17 protein-coding genes are annotated in these 15552 nt (G+C 66.6%); 7 read left to right on the top strand and 10 right to left on the bottom strand.

Features of this window, described 5'->3' with window-relative positions:
• The coding region (locus VL752_RS16445; protein WP_325356942.1) for a hypothetical protein at positions 1–249 on the top strand (249 nt) is incomplete at its 5' end.
• A 5-nt stretch (positions 250–254) separates the two neighbouring features.
• Here the strand turns inward: VL752_RS16445 and VL752_RS16440 are convergent.
• Entirely contained in the window at positions 255–1052 is a 798-nt protein-coding gene (locus tag VL752_RS16440) for a phosphodiesterase (protein WP_325356941.1), read from the bottom strand.
• Between the two features lie 78 nt (positions 1053–1130).
• Between VL752_RS16440 and VL752_RS16435 the strand changes: the two genes are divergently transcribed.
• Genes VL752_RS16435 through VL752_RS16420 form a run of 4 tightly spaced genes read left to right on the top strand, consistent with a single transcriptional unit; the run spans position 1131 to position 6117 of the window.
• Complete coding sequence (locus tag VL752_RS16435; protein ID WP_325356940.1) at positions 1131–3044, top strand: phage tail protein; 1914 nt, start codon at positions 1131–1133, stop codon at positions 3042–3044.
• A complete protein-coding gene (locus tag VL752_RS16430) occupies positions 3044–5152 on the top strand; it encodes a hypothetical protein (protein ID WP_325356939.1) in 2109 nt (702 codons plus the stop codon). The genes VL752_RS16435 and VL752_RS16430 overlap by 1 nt, the downstream gene beginning before the upstream one ends.
• A gap of 22 nt (positions 5153–5174) precedes the next feature.
• Entirely contained in the window at positions 5175–5633 is a 459-nt protein-coding gene (locus VL752_RS16425) for a hypothetical protein (protein ID WP_325356938.1), read from the top strand.
• A 28-nt stretch (positions 5634–5661) separates the two neighbouring features.
• Positions 5662–6117 carry a hypothetical protein gene (locus VL752_RS16420; protein WP_325356937.1) on the top strand — a complete coding sequence of 152 codons (456 nt, stop codon included), beginning with the start codon at positions 5662–5664 and terminating at the stop codon, positions 6115–6117.
• Here the strand turns inward: VL752_RS16420 and VL752_RS16415 are convergent.
• The 6 genes from VL752_RS16415 to VL752_RS16390 are packed head-to-tail and all read right to left on the bottom strand — an operon-like array spanning position 6023 to position 12366.
• The gene (locus VL752_RS16415) at positions 6023–6883 is read right to left on the bottom strand and encodes a segregation and condensation protein A (protein ID WP_408863156.1); all 861 of its coding nucleotides are present in this window, start codon (positions 6881–6883) and stop codon (positions 6023–6025) included. The two genes, VL752_RS16420 and VL752_RS16415, sit on opposite strands and share 95 nt — an antisense overlap.
• Positions 6876–7577: a site-2 protease family protein gene (locus VL752_RS16410; protein WP_325356936.1), complete on the bottom strand. Its 702-nt coding sequence runs from the start codon at positions 7575–7577 to the stop codon at positions 6876–6878. Before VL752_RS16410 ends, VL752_RS16415 begins: the two co-directional genes overlap by 8 nt.
• Positions 7574–8569: a beta-N-acetylhexosaminidase gene (nagZ, locus tag VL752_RS16405; protein WP_325356935.1), complete on the bottom strand. Its 996-nt coding sequence runs from the start codon at positions 8567–8569 to the stop codon at positions 7574–7576. The genes VL752_RS16410 and nagZ overlap by 4 nt, the downstream gene beginning before the upstream one ends.
• An 8-nt stretch (positions 8570–8577) precedes the next feature.
• Positions 8578–9420: an SPOR domain-containing protein gene (locus VL752_RS16400; RefSeq protein WP_325356934.1), complete on the bottom strand. Its 843-nt coding sequence runs from the start codon at positions 9418–9420 to the stop codon at positions 8578–8580.
• Positions 9421–11208: an arginine--tRNA ligase gene (gene argS / locus VL752_RS16395; RefSeq protein ID WP_325356933.1), complete on the bottom strand. Its 1788-nt coding sequence runs from the start codon at positions 11206–11208 to the stop codon at positions 9421–9423. It lies immediately after the preceding gene.
• Positions 11209–11217: 9 nt separating this feature from the next.
• Positions 11218–12366: a deoxyguanosinetriphosphate triphosphohydrolase gene (locus tag VL752_RS16390; RefSeq protein ID WP_325356943.1), complete on the bottom strand. Its 1149-nt coding sequence runs from the start codon at positions 12364–12366 to the stop codon at positions 11218–11220.
• 52 nt (positions 12367–12418) lie between these two features.
• On the opposite strand from VL752_RS16390, the gene erpA reads away from it, so the two are divergent.
• Together erpA and VL752_RS16380 are read left to right on the top strand one after the other, a co-directional pair.
• Positions 12419–12763, top strand: coding sequence for an iron-sulfur cluster insertion protein ErpA (gene erpA / locus VL752_RS16385; protein ID WP_325356932.1), 345 nt, complete (start codon positions 12419–12421; stop codon positions 12761–12763).
• Between the two features lie 21 nt (positions 12764–12784).
• Positions 12785–13624 carry an exodeoxyribonuclease III gene (locus VL752_RS16380; protein WP_325356931.1) on the top strand — a complete coding sequence of 280 codons (840 nt, stop codon included), beginning with the start codon at positions 12785–12787 and terminating at the stop codon, positions 13622–13624.
• Here VL752_RS16380 and VL752_RS16375 read toward each other — a convergent pair.
• The 3 genes from VL752_RS16375 to VL752_RS16365 form a co-directional block, all read right to left on the bottom strand.
• Positions 13621–13941, bottom strand: a complete 321-nt coding sequence (locus VL752_RS16375; protein ID WP_325356930.1) for a DUF2218 domain-containing protein — start codon at positions 13939–13941, stop codon at positions 13621–13623. The genes VL752_RS16380 and VL752_RS16375 overlap by 4 nt on opposite strands.
• Before the next feature lie 4 nt (positions 13942–13945).
• A complete protein-coding gene (locus VL752_RS16370) occupies positions 13946–14548 on the bottom strand; it encodes a PadR family transcriptional regulator (RefSeq protein WP_325356929.1) in 603 nt (200 codons plus the stop codon).
• A gap of 79 nt (positions 14549–14627) precedes the next feature.
• Positions 14628–15552 (bottom strand): benzoate/H(+) symporter BenE family transporter (locus VL752_RS16365; RefSeq protein ID WP_325356928.1); only part of this gene is annotated, 925 nt, incomplete at its 5' end.

Here is a 15552-nt window from a genome sequence, read left to right as displayed (position 1 = left end):
AATGTAGGGGTGAATGCGACGCTCGACCCGGGGGGTGCCGCGAGTGGCGTGCAGTTCGGCATCTCCTCGTCCGCCACTACCGCCCCCACGAGCTGGACAGCAGCCGTGCTTGTCAACACGCAATCCAACGGCGACACCTTCTGGGGTGCCTATCTCACCATGCCGGGCGCGGCCGGCACCTATTACTGCTGGGCCGAGACGGTAGATGGCACAACCACCGTCGTGAGCGCGGCCTTCACCGTCGCCTGACGGTCTCAGGCGAAATCGAACGGCCCTGGTAAGACACCCAGCGGTATGAAATGCGTGAGGATAGGGCCAACCTCGGGCACATGGTGCAGAAGGAAGCCCGGCGGCTCGAGAAAGGAGGCCGGTTCCGCCTCCGCCCCCGCGCCTAGCGCTATGGCCGTGGCGAGGCTCGGCGCCGTGCAGAGCATAGTCCCTGCGAAGCCCTGCAGCATCAACCGATGGACATGGCCGCAAAGCACACGCGCAACCTGCGGATGACGGGCGATCAATGCCTCCATCCGCGTCTTCCCGAAACAGCGATAGTCGTCGAGATACGGAACACCGGTCACGATCGGGGGTTGGTGCATCATCACAAGCGTCGGCCGCGCCGGCTCCGATTGCAGCGCGAGGGCAAGCCAGGTTTCGGCCGCCTCGTCGAAGAGGCCATGATGTTCGCCCGGCACAGTGATGTCGAGCGCGATGATCCGCGCGATCCCGGCATCGGCGACGTAATGCAGCGGTCCCCCCTCAGGCAGATAGGAATGATCGTGAAAGGCCGTGCGAAATGCTTCCCGCTCATCGTGATTGCCGGGGATGACCAGGAGCGGCGCCCGCAGCTTGTCCAGAATCTCCCGCGCCACGGCATATTCGGCCGGCATCCCCTCATCGACCACATCCCCGGTCAGGAGGACGAAGTCCGGCTGCGGCGACATCTGGTTGAGTTGCGCCACGGCGCGGCGTAGCGCCGCATTGGAATCCACCACCCCCTGATAGAGCTCGCCCCGCGGCCGCAGATGCGGGTCCGATATCTGCGCAATCCAAACCACCCGATTTCCTTCCACCGCCCGTTCCGCCCACAGCAGAGCAGCTGCCGGTGCGGCCGGCCATACGTCAATCGAGCAAGCATGATCACGCAGCAAGGCGCCTTGAACACGACGGCCCTGGTCGTGCCGGATCTCTATGTCCAGCTTGTGCCGCCCGCGGGCACCCTGCTGAACGGTGTGCCGAGCAATATTCTCGGCATGGTCGGCTCGGCGAGTTGGGGACCGGTCGGCCTACCCGTCACCATCGGTGGCATGGCCGACTACGCCGCGGGTTTCGGGCCGGTGATGAACCGGCTTTTTGACATGGGCACCCATCTCGCCATCGCCGTGCAGCAGGGTGCCAATGCCTTCCGCTGTGTGCGGGTGACGGACGGCACCGAGACCGCGGCCACCGGCGCGGGACCCGCCGGATGTATCGGCTTCACCGCTCTCCATACCGGCAGCCTCGGCAACCTCGTGACGGTGACCCTTGCCGCCGGAAGCAAGGCAGGAAGCTGGGCCGCACTCATCGGCCTGCCCGGCCAGCCGCCCGAACGCTTCGACAATATCGAAGGCACCGCCGGCGCTTTCTGGACCGCGTTGGCGCTCGCCATCAACACCGGAGCGGGTCAGGTCTCGGCCCGCGCCTCGCGCTTCGTGACGGCGGCAGCACTTGGCGGCACAACCGCGCCCGCTGCCTCGACCTACGGCCTCGCGGGCGGCACGGACGGGGCCGCAGCTGTCACCACCGCGCATCTCGTCGGCCAAATGGCGCCGCGCCTCGGCATGTATGCGCTAACCGGACAGGGTTGCGCGATCCTCGATCTTTGTGACGGCACCGACCCAACCCATTGGCCCGAGGTCGAAGGTTTCGCGGCCTCTGAGGGTCTCTACGCGATGCTTGCCGGCACCGCGGGTGAAAGCATCACCGCCGCATTGGAGGACAAGTCCGCAGCCGGGATCGATAGCCCTGCCGTGAAACTCCTGTTCGGCGATTGGCTGTCCTGGTGGGACCCGGCAAACGAGATACAGCGCCTCGTCTCTCCGCAACCCTTCGCGGCCGGGCGTCTCGCCAATCTCTCGCCGGAACAATCCGGCCTCAACAAGCCGCTCTACGGCATCGCTGGTAGCCAGGGCGTCGGGCTGCCCGGCTCAGGACGCACGCGCGCCTACAGTGCTGCCGAACTGCAAATGCTGTTCGAGGCCGGCATCGATCTGATCACCACACCGGGCGCAGGCGGCCAGAGTTTCTGGACCATGCGCCTGGGCCATAACAGTGCGACCGATCCTGCGGTCAGCGGCGACAACTATACGCGGCTGACAAACTACATCGCGGCGACGCTCAGCGCCGGCATGGGGCTCTATGTCGGCCAGGTGGTGAATACCGCGCTGCTGCGCCAGATCCGCAGCACCTTGCTGGCATTCCTCGGCGCCCTGCTCGATCAGGGGCTGCTTGGCAGCGTGGATGGCGCGCGGCCCTTCGCGGTGCTCTGCGACGCGGTCAACAATCCGCCCGCACGGACCGCGCTCGGCTACGTCCAGGCCGATGTGCAAATCCGCTACCAAGGAATTACCGAGAAATTCCTCGTCAACCTTGATGGCGGCGCGAGCGTTCTTGTCTCCGCCGCGAGCGGCGCGGGGGGCGGTTCCGGGGGCGGCGGATCGGGCGGCAGTGGCTCCGGCGGATCGGGTGGCGGCGGTGGCTCCGGCACCACGACGCTCAGCTTCCAGGCCGCACCGACCGGCCCCTACACAACCGGCCAGACCAGCATTGGTGTCAACGCAATCCTCTCGCCCGGCAGCACGACCGCGAGCATCGAGTTCGGCTGGTCATCCTCCGCGACCACCGCGCCGACCAGCTGGACAGCCGGTGTCTATGTCAACAGCCAGGGCAATGGCGATGCGCTCTATGGCGCCTATCTGACCGCACCCGCGACCGCAGGCACCTATTACGGCTGGGTCTCCACCGCCGATGGCACGGTCCATGCCGTCTCCTCTGCCGTGACGGTGAGCTGATGCTGCTCGCGGCACAAAACAAGGCACTCCTCGTTTCGACGGGCCGGGTGTTGCTCTCCAACCTCGGCACGAGCAGCGGCGGCGGATCGGGCGGCAGCGGGGGCAGTGGCGGCGGAGGCAGCTTCACCGGGCCGACACCTGCCGCGATTCCGGGCCTTACCGGCTGGTGGGATGCGGGCAGTGCAGCAAGCTGGAATGCGGTCGTCACCGGCCTCGCCGACCAGTCCGGCAGCGCTCAGACCATAACACCTTACCACTACTACACCGGAAGTGGGGTGACGCCGGCCGCGCTTCTCACCACACCACGGTTGAACGGTCTCCTCGGCGGGCTGGGCGCGCCGATTGCGCCCAGCGGCACCTACAGCCCGACACTCGATCCCGATACCGGCCTGCAGATACCGGCCCTCAGCCTGTCGCCCGATATCGCCTGGACCCATATGCTGGTCTGGAGCCGGCCGAACCGCCGCCAGGGCACCTATTACGTCAATGCCAATCCCGTCGCGCTCATCACGCTGGGCGGCAGCGTGGTCCTCTCGCTCTCTTCCACCGGCAACACGCTGACACTGTTTCCTTCGGGGGCTAACGTTGTTCTGTCCTCCAACATGACCCGGCGTCACAGCCATGCCGTGATCCTGCGCAACACGCCAGGCACGGGGATCGATGTCTGGCTCAACGGCACGCAGGTCACGACCGCCGTCCCCAATCTCCTGCCGGCGGGCGTCACCGGCCCGGTCACGCTGATGCACGACATGACATTGCAGGGCGCGGCGCAGCTCTGGTTCCACGAAATGGCAACCTGGCCGCGCGCACTCGACGCTGCCGATATGGCAACGCTCATCGCCTGCGGCGGCCGCTGGAGCCTCGGCGCGCGCCGCGGCGTTTCGCTGCTCGTCATGGGCCAGTCGAATTCCAGCTATTTCGTGGCCTCCGGCGGCGCGGCAGCGATGGCGCGTGGCCTCGCCTGGTATCTCGGTGCGCTCGCCGGCAATGTGATCTTCCAACCCTCCGGCACCTATCTGAGCCCGACGCGCTATACGCAGGTAAACGGTCACCCGATTTCAAATTCCACCGCGCCCCTGTTTCCACCGGGAACGGCAAACGGCACCTTTCTGACCAATCCGGGCGACGGATCGGATCCCGCAACCTGGGCGCTCGGCCCTGACGGTCTGGCGGTGCAAGCTTATCTCACCGGCACCTCCGCTATCCCGACGGCCGAGGACCTTGCCGATATCGCAGCCCTGGTCTGGCCCTGGACGGAACAGGACAGCACCGCGCCCTACAGCCAAAAAACGCTCTATGCCGGAACGGTCAAACAGCTTGCGGCGCTGACCCGCGGCATGCTCGGCCGGACGGCGGCCAATCTTCCGCTGCTGATGTGGAACGCCATCCCCTACGAAACCGATGCCGGCGTGCAAATGGTGCGCGAGGCGATTGCCGACATCGCCGCCGACACAACGCAGAACCTCGGCATCTTCGCGGCGCAGACGGCAGACAGCATTCCGCTCGGCGCGAGCTACGACGCGACCACGGGGGCCTGGAGTGGCGGAGACGCGACCCATCGCGATGAGACCGATGAACTCGCCTTCGGCCTGCGCGGCGCGCATACGGCGGCCCGCGCGGCACTTGCCGCCGGTTTCGGGGACACGCTGACGGCGATCCCTACCGGCATGCCGCTCTCCGGTCCCCGCATTGTCCAAGCAAACGTGCAAAGCGCGACGCAGATCACGGTGGAGATTGCGCATGACCAGGGCACCGACATCCTGCTGCCCCTGCAAGCGGCAGCGGGTGTCGGCTGGGCCGTGATGGATGGCGGTTCGGTCGCCTCTCCGGGTCCGATCGTGACAGCGACTGCCGCCGCGCGGCTGGACGCGACCCATCTTGCCCTCACCCTCTCACAGCCTCTGACGCAGCCGGCCGCCAATTGCCTTCTCTTCTACCCTTACGGTTCCACTCAGATCGGCCGTGGCGATGCGGTGACGGACAATGTCTCGACCATCGGCTGGCCCACCGGCTGGAACATGGCGGGCGATCTCGGCAGTGCCTGGTCCGTCAATATGCCGCTGCAGGCCACGAGCTACGGCATTGCCCTTACTGCAACCTCCGCATGAAGACAGAGCCCAGGGACATCACATGAGCACCAGCGACTGGATCGGCGTCGCGACGGTGATGCTCACGCTCTTCGCACTCTATTCCTCGGCGCTCGCCTGGCTCATCGGACAGAATGCGCGGCTGCGCACCGAGACCCGGCGGGAGCTCGAGGCGCTCGAATCCGTAAGCGAACGCAGCCTCGACAAAATCCAGGTGCAGGAGGCGAAGTCCCGTCACGATCTGGCAAGCACGCTGCAGGTAGGCATCCAGTCCCTCCAGCAGCAGGTGAACCAGCTGCGCGAGGGCAGCGCGACGAAGCCGGAACTCGCCGCCGTGGAACAGCGCCTGGCCGCGGCGCTCAATGAATTCAAGGCGGAAGCGCGGGCGGATTTCGCGAAGATCGCGCAGAAAGTCGACCGCCTGCCCGCAATCGAGGCGCATCTCGCCTCCGTTATTCAGATGATCGAGAAGATCGGCACCGTCACAGCGCGCGAGCGTTGATCAAACAATAATATCAGAGGATGTTCCGATGAATCTCTCCCCGCTGATGGACGCGGCGGTGACGCTCGTCTCCGCGATCTTCGCAGCCTGCGCACCAGTCCTGCTGCTCAAACTCAGCGCAATGTTGAAACTCAATCTCGACCAAAGCCACCGGGACGCCGTCGCCCATGCGTTACAAACGGCGCTCGGTATCGGGCTTCAGATCGCGCAGGAAACGGGGGACGCGAAGCTCGCGAACGTCAATGTCCGGAGCGCGGCCCTCGCCGCCATGGTGGGTTATGTGAAGCAGGCGGTGCCTGAAGCGGTCACGCATTTCGCACTCACAGATGATGCAATTGCACAGAAGGCTGCGGCGCACCTTGCCGCCACCCTGCATGTCACCTCGGTGGCTACGCCTCCGGTTCTGGCCCCGGCTCCGCTTCCGCCTCAGCCTCAGCCTCAGCCTCAGCCTCAGCCTGCGCTGGCGAGCTTGCCCCCCGCCTGACCATGATGGGGCCGAAAAGCTCCTCCTGCCGAAGGTCGATTGCACCGCCGCGCGCCATCTCCAGCCCCGCGAGCAGTGTGCTCGCCAGTGCCGCGCGCCGCGCCAGCGGCTCCCCTTCCGGACCGTCCGGCAGGAAGCTCGAAAGCTCGGTCCAATCCGGCATCTGCCCCATCAACGTGCCAAGCCGCCGCAGCGCATCCTGCACACTCCACCAGATCATGGGCTTCGGCGTGTAGCGCCTCTGGGAAGCACCGCGGCGCAGCGCGCTGATATAGCCGCGCAGCAAACCCGGCAGATCGACCTTGAGGCCGGAACGATCGGTCTCCGTCAAATCCTCTGGCTGGCCGCGCGCAAAGAGGTCGATGCCGAGTTGCGGCCGACCGCCGAGCCATTGGGCTGCGCGGCGGACCACCTGAAGCTCGGCCAGACGCCATGCCAGATTCTCGGCCAGCAGATCGGTATCTTCCTGCTCCTCCACCCCGGCGGGGACAAGCAGGCGGGATTTGAGCCAGGCGAGCCAGGCTGCCATCACCAACCAATCGGCCGCAAGTTCCAGGCGGATGCGGCGCGCACCCTCGATGATGGCGAGATACTGGTCGACGAGGGCAAGGATCGAAATATTGCCGAGATCGACCTTCTGGCTGCGCGCGAGGTCGAGCAGAAGATCCAGCGGCCCCTCGAATCCTTCCAGGTGCAGCATCAGGCTATGGCTGTAGGCCCCTGCGTCTCCCTCGGCCACCGGCGCCGGTGGCGCGGACTCAGACACTTTGCCCGGCCAGATTAAAGACCAGCCGCATGGTCCAGGGCACGACAGTATTCAGGATGGCGCCGATGGGATCGAATTGGAAACCGAATTCGCGCGCGGCCGCCGGCAGCAGGAAGACGATGAGCAGCACAACCGCGATGCCCGCCCGTTCCATCCGCGCCCAACGCATGGCGAGCGGCAGTGGCAGAATGCCGACCACGATGCGCCCTCCATCGAGTGGCGGGATCGGCAGCAGATTGAAAAGGCCGAGAACGATATTGGAGAGAATGAAATACTGCAGGAAGGTCGCGGCCGGCGCCATCATCTGTGGCGAGACATGCGGCAGCAGCCAGCCGCACAGCGCGCCTACCCAGGCGAGGAAGAAGTTCATGGCAGGGCCGGCAGCCGCAACCAGCGCCATGCCGCGTCGCGGATCGCGAAAGCGCCAAGCGGAGACCGGCACAGGCTTGGCCCAGCCAAACAGGAATTCCACCCGCCCGAAAGCGATCAACTGCACGATGACAAGGACGCCGGGCAGGATGATGGTGCCTACCCGGTCGACATGGCGGATGGGGTTAAGAGACAGACGATGGGCAAGCTTCGCCGTATCGTCTCCCAGCGCCCAGGCGGCATAGCCGTGCGCCGCCTCGTGCAAGGTAATCGCGAGGATCGCGGCCGCCGCACCCAGCAGGATTTCGAGGATCACGTGGTTCATGCGCCACTCCCAAGAAGCGCGGCACGCTCCGCGAGCCAGCCGGCAAGATCGGGCGTCACGGCCTGCGGCCTGGCGGCCTGCAGGCGGGCTGCAAGTTCCGGCGCCTCGGGCAGCGCTTCCAGGATCGCGCGGTTGCCCTCCGCATCCCCCGGGCAGAAAAGCGCGATGTCGCAGCCTGCATCGAGGGCCCGCCTGGAGCGATCGAGTGGCGTCCCCTCCAGCGCATGCATGGCGAGATCATCTGAGAACAGAATCCCCCGAAAACCGATCGCCTCGCGGATAACGGTTTGCACAACGCGCCGGGACTGGGTGGCCGGATGGGTATCGTCCACCCCCTCGTAGAGAATATGCGCCGTCATCATGCACGGGAGGCGATCCGCGAGCGCGCGGAAAGGCGCGATATCGGCGGACCAGTCCGGCCCGGATGCTTCAACGCGTGGCAGAGACGTGTGACTGTCGACGCGGGCCCTGCCATGGCCCGGCGCATGTTTCGCGACAGGGATAACCCCGCCCGCTTCAAGCCCATGCGCCATGGCGAGGCCGAGTTGGGCGACCACCCCGGGATCGGAACCAAAACTGCGATCCCCGACGACCTTATCCTGCCCCGCGACCACGAGGTCGAGCACGGGGGCCGCCACCACGTCGAAGCCCGCGGCGCGGCATTCCGCACCGATCGCCGCCCCGTGCAGCCAGGCCGCACGCTCTGCCGCTTCCGGATTCCGCTCATGCAGCGCGGCAATGGCGCCCGCCGCGGGATGCGCCGCCCAATGGGGCGGCCGCAGGCGCGCGACGCGTCCCCCTTCCTGATCGACCATGAGCACAGCGTGCTCGGGCAGCACAGCGCGAAGGTCAGCGATCAGCCGCGAGAGCTGTGCCGGATCGACGACATTGCGGCCGAACAGAATGATGCCGGCGGGCTGGCCCGCGCGGAACAGGGCCGCCTCTTCCGCCGACAGCGCAGCGCCCGAAACACCCAGAATGACAGGTTTCACCAGGGATCTCAGAAAGCAGCGATCGCGCAGGCGCCGCCATGGGCGTGGACATCCTGGCAGAACTTGTCAGCCTCGCCGCGCGTGCGGAACCCGGCCATGCGCACCCGCCAATAGGTGCGGCCGTTCACCTTGGCCTCGACGAACATCGGGTGGCGTCCGGCGAAGAGCCCCGGCATACGTTGCGTCAGATGCGTCCAGGCGCGCTCAGCCGCCTCCTTGCTGTCCAGCGCCGCAAGCTGAACTTTCACCGATCCACCGCCGCCGGCCGGCGGCGTATATTCCTGCGCAAGGTCGTGGACTTTCGCCGACTCCTTCGAGGGCGGCGGTATGGTCATCGCCTGCTTCTGGCCCAACGGCGCGGGGGTCTCCGGCACGGACGGGATGGAGACCGCAGGCGCCTGGGCCGACGGCGCGGGGGCGATGGGTGCCGAGGGGGTCGTGCCTCCACTCCCGTTCGGGACGGCGGGTTTCGCCACGGCAGCGGACCGGGCAACAGCCGATTGCTGCTGCTCCTGCTTAGCCTGGGCGGCGAGCGCCGCGGGATCGGGCTTCTCAGGCGGGGGCGCAAGGCTCACATCCTGCCCCCCGGCGCCGGGCAGCGCCCCGCTTGGCGTGCTCACCGTAAGGCCACCCGGATTTTCCGGCTTCACCTTCACTGGCTTTGTCGATGCCTGGATGAGTGGCACCGTATCCGAGCCGCCGCCCGCCACCACGAAATAGCCGATGACGCAGAGCAGCAGCACAAGACCTGCCGCGCCGCCGATCATTAATACCCGCCGCATCTCCTCCGCGCGGCGTTGCGGTGCCGACCGGTAGCCCGGCGGCGGAATGCGAAGTTCGTCGTCCAGCATTCAGCGCATCTCCTCTGCCGGGGTCACCCCCAGGACCTGGAGACCGGAACGAATGACCGTCGCCGTGGCAGCCACCAGCGCGAGCCGCGCCAGCGTCCCCGTCGCATCGTCAGCCTGGAGGAAGCGGAGCGTCGAGTCGTCCCGGCCTTTGTTCCATAGCATATGAAATTCGCCGGCCAGGTCATACAGGAAGAAGGCGACACGGTGCGGTTCGCGCGCCAGCGCCGCCCCTTCCACAAGGCGCGGCCAGTTGATCAGTGCGCGGATGAGGGCGATTTCCTGGGGATCATCGAGTGCCGAGAGATCGGCCGCCGCCAGCGATTCCGGTGTGATCGCGGCGACCCCCAGCGTCTCCGCCGCGGCGCGTAGCACGCTGCGGCAGCGAGCATGGGCGTATTGCACGTAAAAGACCGGATTCTCCCGCGTCTGCGCCACCGCCTGGTCGAGATCGAATTCCATCTGCGCGTCGGACTTGCGCATCAGCATGGTGAAGCGGACCGCATCGCGCCCGACCTCGTCCAGCAGATCCCGGAGGGTGACGAAGGTGCCGGCGCGCTTGGACATGCGCACGGGCTGGCCGCCGCGCATGACATGGACGATCTGGCAGAGGACAACTTCGAGCGGCACGCGGCCGTCCGAGACGGCCTTCACCACCGCCTTCATGCGTGAGACATAGCCGCCGTGGTCCGCGCCCAGCACGTCGATCAGGATATCGGCGCCACGCGCGATCTTGTCGGCGTGATAGGCGATGTCGTTCGCGAAATAGGTATTGGACCCGTCGGATTTGCGCAGCGGCCGGTCGACGTCGTCCCCGAAATCGGTCGCACGGAACAGCGTCTGCGGGCGCGGCTCCCAGTCGTCCGGAGTCTTGCCCTTGGGCGGCTCCAGCACGCCTTCATAGAGCAGGCCCTTGGCGGCCAGGCTGTCGATCGCACGATCCGCCGCACCCGAAGCAAGCAGCGCGGCTTCGGAGGAGAAGACCTTCTGCTTGACGCCGAGAAGCGCCAGATCGTCACGAATCTCGGCCATCATCATGGCGAGCGCCCGATCGCGGACGGTTTCGAGCCAAAGCGCAGGATCGGCGACGCCGCGTTCGGCCGTGGTGAGGGAAGTGCCGAATTCGCGGAACAGCGCCTCGCCCACGGGGATGAGGTAATCGCCCCGATATTGCAGGCCGTTCGGGGTTCTGGCCTCGAATTCCTCCGGCGTGATGCTGCTGCCGGCTGCCTGCAGGTACCGCCAATAGGCCGCCCAGGCGAGCGCCTGCACCTGGCCCCCGGCATCATTGATGTAATATTCGGTGGTGACGTCGAAGCCGGCCTTGGCCATGACGCCGGCCAGCGCATCGCCTACCACGGCACCGCGGCAATGGCCGATATGCATCGGCCCCGTCGGATTGGCCGACACGTACTCGACGTTCACCCGGGTGCCAGTGCCCACGCTGCCACTGCCATAATCTTCACCTGCCCGCAGAATGATCGGCAGCTGGGCGAGCAGAGACTCGGGATCGAGCCGCAGGTTGACGAAGCCCGGCCCCGCCGGCTCGGCGCTCGCGAGTTCGGGCAGAGCCGCAAGCCTCTCGGACAGTTTTTCGGCGAGGGCGCGGGGGTTCTGACGCGCCGGCTTGGCCGCAACCATGGCCGCATTCGTTGCCATGTCGCCATGGGCGGGGTCACGCGTCGGCGTCACCTCGACGCGCGCAAGGAGGTCGGCGGACAGATCGGGCACCAGCGCGGTCAGTGCCGCCACCACATGGTCCCTGAGATCGGCGAAAAGATTCTGGCTCATAGGCGCGTATCAGCCCGGAACGCCAAGGTCGGTCAACCGCCGAAACTCATCCTGCGCATAGCGATCGGTCATGCCCGCTATGTAGTCCTGCACCGTATCGGCTGCGGTCCGGCTCATCGCCTCGCCGGCCCTCTCGCCCCACTCATCCGGCAGGAGGCTCGGGTCTTCGAGAAAGAGAGTCGCCAGCGCCGCCGTGACCTTGCGGGCCTTGGACGCCGTGCGGTTCACCCGCCAGTGGCGATACATATGAGCGAAGAGGAAGGCCTTGATGGCGCGATTGGCCTCGGCCATCTCCGGACTGAAAGCAATCACCGGCCCCGGCGCATGCCGGATTTCCTCGGCTGAACGAGGACTGAGCGCGGCGATCCGGCGGCCGCTTTCCGCCACGACGTCTCGGATCAGCCGATCCAGCACACGGCGGATGGTCTCATGCCGCAGCCGCGATTCGGGCAGCGCTCCGTGCAGGCGACGGACTTCGGTCAAACAGTCGCTCACGACCGGCAACTCCGTGACATCCTCAAAAGTGAAGAGATGGGCGCGCAGCCCGTCGTCCAGATCATGGCTGTGATAGGCGATGTCGTCCGCCAGCGCCGCGACCTGCGCCTCGCCCGAGGCATAGGTCGAGAGTTCCAGGTGGTGGCGGGCGTCGTATGCCGCGATAAAGCCGGAGGGTTCGAGGATGGGGCCGTTGTGCTTCACCAGCCCTTCGAGGGCCTCCCAGGTGAGATTCAGCCCGTCAAACCCCGCATAGCGCGCTTCGAGGAGCGTGACGACGCGCAGGCTCTGGGCATTGTGGTCGAAGCCTCCGAAGGCGGCGAGCGCCGTGTTCAATCCCGATTCTCCCGCATGACCGAAGGGCGGATGGCCGAGGTCATGCGCCAGCGCCAACGCTTCGGTCAGGTCATCATCGAGCCTGAGTGCGCGCGCGATGGCGCGTGCGATCTGCGCAACTTCCAGGCTGTGGGTCAGCCGCGTGCGATAGAAATCGCCCTCATGATTGACGAAGACCTGGGTCTTGTACTGCAGCTTTCGGAAGGCCGTGGAATGGATCACGCGGTCGCGGTCGCGCTGGAACGGGCCGCGCATGCCGCCTGACGGTTCAGGGGTCAGGCGTCCGCGCGATGTCTCTGCCCGGACGGCATAGGGGGCAAGCTCCATGGCGATGACGTAGCCCTTCAACCCGATGCGTCGACGGGCTATATCTAAGCGCATGAGCACGCACACGTCGAATTTTGGCCTGACCGACCGCGCCGCCGCGCGCATCGCCGAAATCCTCGGCAGCCAGTCCCAACCCAGCGCTCTCCGTGTCGCCGTTCTGGCCGGGGGCTGCAGCGGCTTCCAATATAGCTTCGATCTGGATGAAGGTGCTCCCGCCGAGGACGACATGGTGATCGAGCAGGCGGGCGCCCGGGTGCTCGTGGACCAGAGCAGCCTCGATCTGTTGGAGGGCGCGCAGCTCGATTACAGCGATGCGCTGATGGGCGCGCATTTCGCGATCAAAAATCCTAACGCCACCTCCTCCTGCGGCTGCGGCTCCAGCTTCGCGATCGACTGAGCCGGACCCGGGGCCGCCCGCGTGCGTATCGCCAGCTGGAACGTCAACTCCATCCGCGTACGGCAGACGCATGTGAAGGCGTGGCTGGAGCGTGTCCGCCCCGATATCGTCGTGCTGCAGGAAATCAAGTGCGAGGCACAGGCCTTCCCGCGCGGGGTCTTCGAGGAGCTTGGCTACAAGTCCGAGGTCGTGGGCCAGAAGGCCTATAACGGCGTCGCTGCCCTCTCCCACCGCGACATCGCAATCCACCACCGTGCCCTGCCGGGCCTGGCACCGGACGATACCCAAGCCCGCTATATCGAGGTTGAGACCGAGGGACTGACCGTAATCGGCATCTATCTGCCGAATGGCAATTCCGGCGGCGAGGCGGGCTTCCAGTACAAGATCGCCTGGATGGATCTGCTCTGCGAAAGGGCCGAAGCCCTGATGCGGGAGGAGCGCAACTTCCTCATCACCGGCGATTTCAACGTTTGCCCGACCGAATTCGATTATGCCGCTGGCGCGCTGCCGCCGACGGACGCGCTGCTCCGCCCGGAAAGCCGGGCGCGCTATCGGCGGCTGATCTATGCTGGCCTCACCGATGCCGTCCGCACGCTGCACCCGGATGCCCCGGCCTATACGTTCTGGGACTATCAGGCCGGATGCTGGGAGCGGGACCGCGGTTTGCGCATCGATTTCTCGCTGCTCTCCCCACGCCTGGCGGAAAAGCTGGTGGCGGCTGCCCCGGATCGGGCCGAGCGGGGCGAGGCACAGCCTTCAGACCATGTTCCCGTCGTCGTCGATCTCGACTGGGCGCGGCCTGCAGAGGCGCGGCCGTCTGAGGCGCAGCCGGCTGAGGCGCGGCCGGCCGAGGCGGTTTAGGCCGCAACCTTCACCCAAGGCAGTGCCGCCGCCTGCTCTTCCGTCATGTCACGGAAGGCGAAGCGCTGCAGATGGCGGACCACCACACCCTGGAGTCGCGCCGACTGTTCCTCATCCGCGGCGGTCAGCCTCATACGCAGCGCGTCCGGCTCGGCCCAGAGGTCGCAAACCCCGCCCTCGAAGGCGATCTGCCCGTCACGCTCGTTCAGCGTCACGCGCAGCCGGTGGGCGAAATGCTTGCAGAGCTGGGCCATGTAGCGGGCCGAGAGCGCCGTCTCCCAGCGCGTTTCAGCGGTCACTTCGGTGCTCACGCTCATCGCCTCAGGTCCTTTCAATCGTGCGGGCGGCGGCATCCAGCGCATCGGCGATGGCCTGCGCCTCGGCCTCGCTGAGCGGGCCGCGGGCTAGGCGCAGATGCAGCGCGGTCTTCATGTTCTCGATCGCCCGCACAACCTGCGGGGAACGCTCGCCGCTTCTGGCGGAGGCGCGATCCATGCGGGCGAGGACGGCATCCACCATACCCTGGTTCTCGGCCAGATGGGCCCGGCCCTCTTCCGTGATGGTATAGAGCTTGCGGCCGCCGTCGGTCTCGCTGACCGTCGTATAGCCAAGCTCGTTCATCAGCGTCAGCGTGGGGTAGATGACGCCCGGGCTCGGGCTGTAGCCGCCACCCAGCCGCTCCTCGATCGCCTTGATGATCTCATAGCCATGGCGCGGCGCCTCGGCGATGAGTGCCAGCAGCACCAGGCGCAGCTGTCCCTGTTCGAAGAAGCGGCCACGGCCACGCCCTTCGCCAGGGCCGCCCTCGAAGCGCCCGCCGCCATGCCGTCCATGGCCATGGTGCCGGCCGAAGCCGCCCTCACGGCCCGCGCCCTCGTCGCGGGCGAAGCGGCAATCTCCCCTCCCCCCGAATGCGTGTCTCATACCTCTGAACATGTCGTCTCCTTTGTTTTCGACATGATCAAGATATATCTTAGTTCGCTCGAGTCAAGATATATCTTAGCTATCTCTCACGGTGCCTGAGGCGCTGGATGGCGAGGACCATTCCGCCCGCAAGCAGGCCCCAGAAGGCGCCGCCGATGCCCAGGAGATGCAGGCCGGAAGCCGCGAGCAGGAAGGTCACCATCGCCGCGTCCCGCTCCGAAGGCTCGGAAGTTGCCCCGGCAAGGCTACTCGCCAGAGCGCCGAACAGCGCGATGCCGGCGACGGCCGTGATCAGCACCGGCGAGGACAGCGCGATGAAAGTGGTGATGAGGCCCGAGAACAGGCCAATCAGAATATAGACGCTGCCGGCGACGACGCTTGCCCACCAGCGGCGATGGGAATCGGGATGGGCCTCCGGGCTCGCGCACATTGCCGCCGTGATCGCGGCGAGGTTGATCGGGATGGCGCCGAAGGGCGCCACCACCACACTGGCAAGGCCCGTGGCCGCCAGCAGCAGCCCGTGGCGCGGCCGGTAGCCGTTGATCGCCAAGACGGCGAAGCCTGGAATGTTCTGCCCGGCCATGGTGACGACGAAAAGCGGCACCGCGAGGCTCATCGTCGCTGCCAGCGAAAAGCGCGGCGTGATCCATTCCGGCGACAGATGGAGCGAGAGCGCCGCGGCGTCATGCAGGTCGAGACTGGCGAGGCCGATGGCAACCAGCACCGCCGCCGGCACGGCGAGCGCCCGACGCATCCGGCTGACCACCGCCCAGACGAGCAGGATCACGACGATGAACAGCGGCTTTTCGCGCAGTCCCAAAACGGGGGCGAGGCAGAGTTCGAAGACGATACCGGCCAGCATCGCGCTCGCGAGCGAGCGCGGGATCGCCCCCACCAGCCGGCTCATCGCGGGCCAGAGCCCGGAGATCATGATCAGCAGTCCGCAGACGAGGAAGGCACCGACCGCGTAAGGGAAGCCGCCATGAACGGAAGGGCTGCTGATC

It is taken from the genome of Acidisoma sp. (assembly GCF_035492295.1).
Taxonomy (GTDB): Bacteria; Pseudomonadota; Alphaproteobacteria; order Acetobacterales; family Acetobacteraceae; genus Acidisoma.
Note: the sequence above shows the minus strand (reverse complement) of the source record. Positions and strands in the feature narration are given on the sequence as shown.

Coding starts and splice junctions, on each gene's coding strand:
- VL752_RS16435 (WP_325356940.1), top strand. CDS start 1,131: ATGATCACGCAGCAAGGCGCCTTGAACACGACGGCCCTGGTCGTGCCG.
- VL752_RS16430 (WP_325356939.1), top strand. CDS start 3,044: ATGCTGCTCGCGGCACAAAACAAGGCACTCCTCGTTTCGACGGGCCGG.
- VL752_RS16425 (WP_325356938.1), top strand. CDS start 5,175: ATGAGCACCAGCGACTGGATCGGCGTCGCGACGGTGATGCTCACGCTC.
- VL752_RS16420 (WP_325356937.1), top strand. CDS start 5,662: ATGAATCTCTCCCCGCTGATGGACGCGGCGGTGACGCTCGTCTCCGCG.
- VL752_RS16410 (WP_325356936.1), bottom strand. CDS start 7,577: ATGAACCACGTGATCCTCGAAATCCTGCTGGGTGCGGCGGCCGCGATC.
- VL752_RS16400 (WP_325356934.1), bottom strand. CDS start 9,420: ATGCTGGACGACGAACTTCGCATTCCGCCGCCGGGCTACCGGTCGGCA.
- argS (WP_325356933.1), bottom strand. CDS start 11,208: ATGAGCCAGAATCTTTTCGCCGATCTCAGGGACCATGTGGTGGCGGCA.
- VL752_RS16390 (WP_325356943.1), bottom strand. CDS start 12,366: ATGGAGCTTGCCCCCTATGCCGTCCGGGCAGAGACATCGCGCGGACGC.
- erpA (WP_325356932.1), top strand. CDS start 12,419: ATGAGCACGCACACGTCGAATTTTGGCCTGACCGACCGCGCCGCCGCG.
- VL752_RS16375 (WP_325356930.1), bottom strand. CDS start 13,941: ATGAGCGTGAGCACCGAAGTGACCGCTGAAACGCGCTGGGAGACGGCG.
- VL752_RS16370 (WP_325356929.1), bottom strand. CDS start 14,548: ATGAGACACGCATTCGGGGGGAGGGGAGATTGCCGCTTCGCCCGCGAC.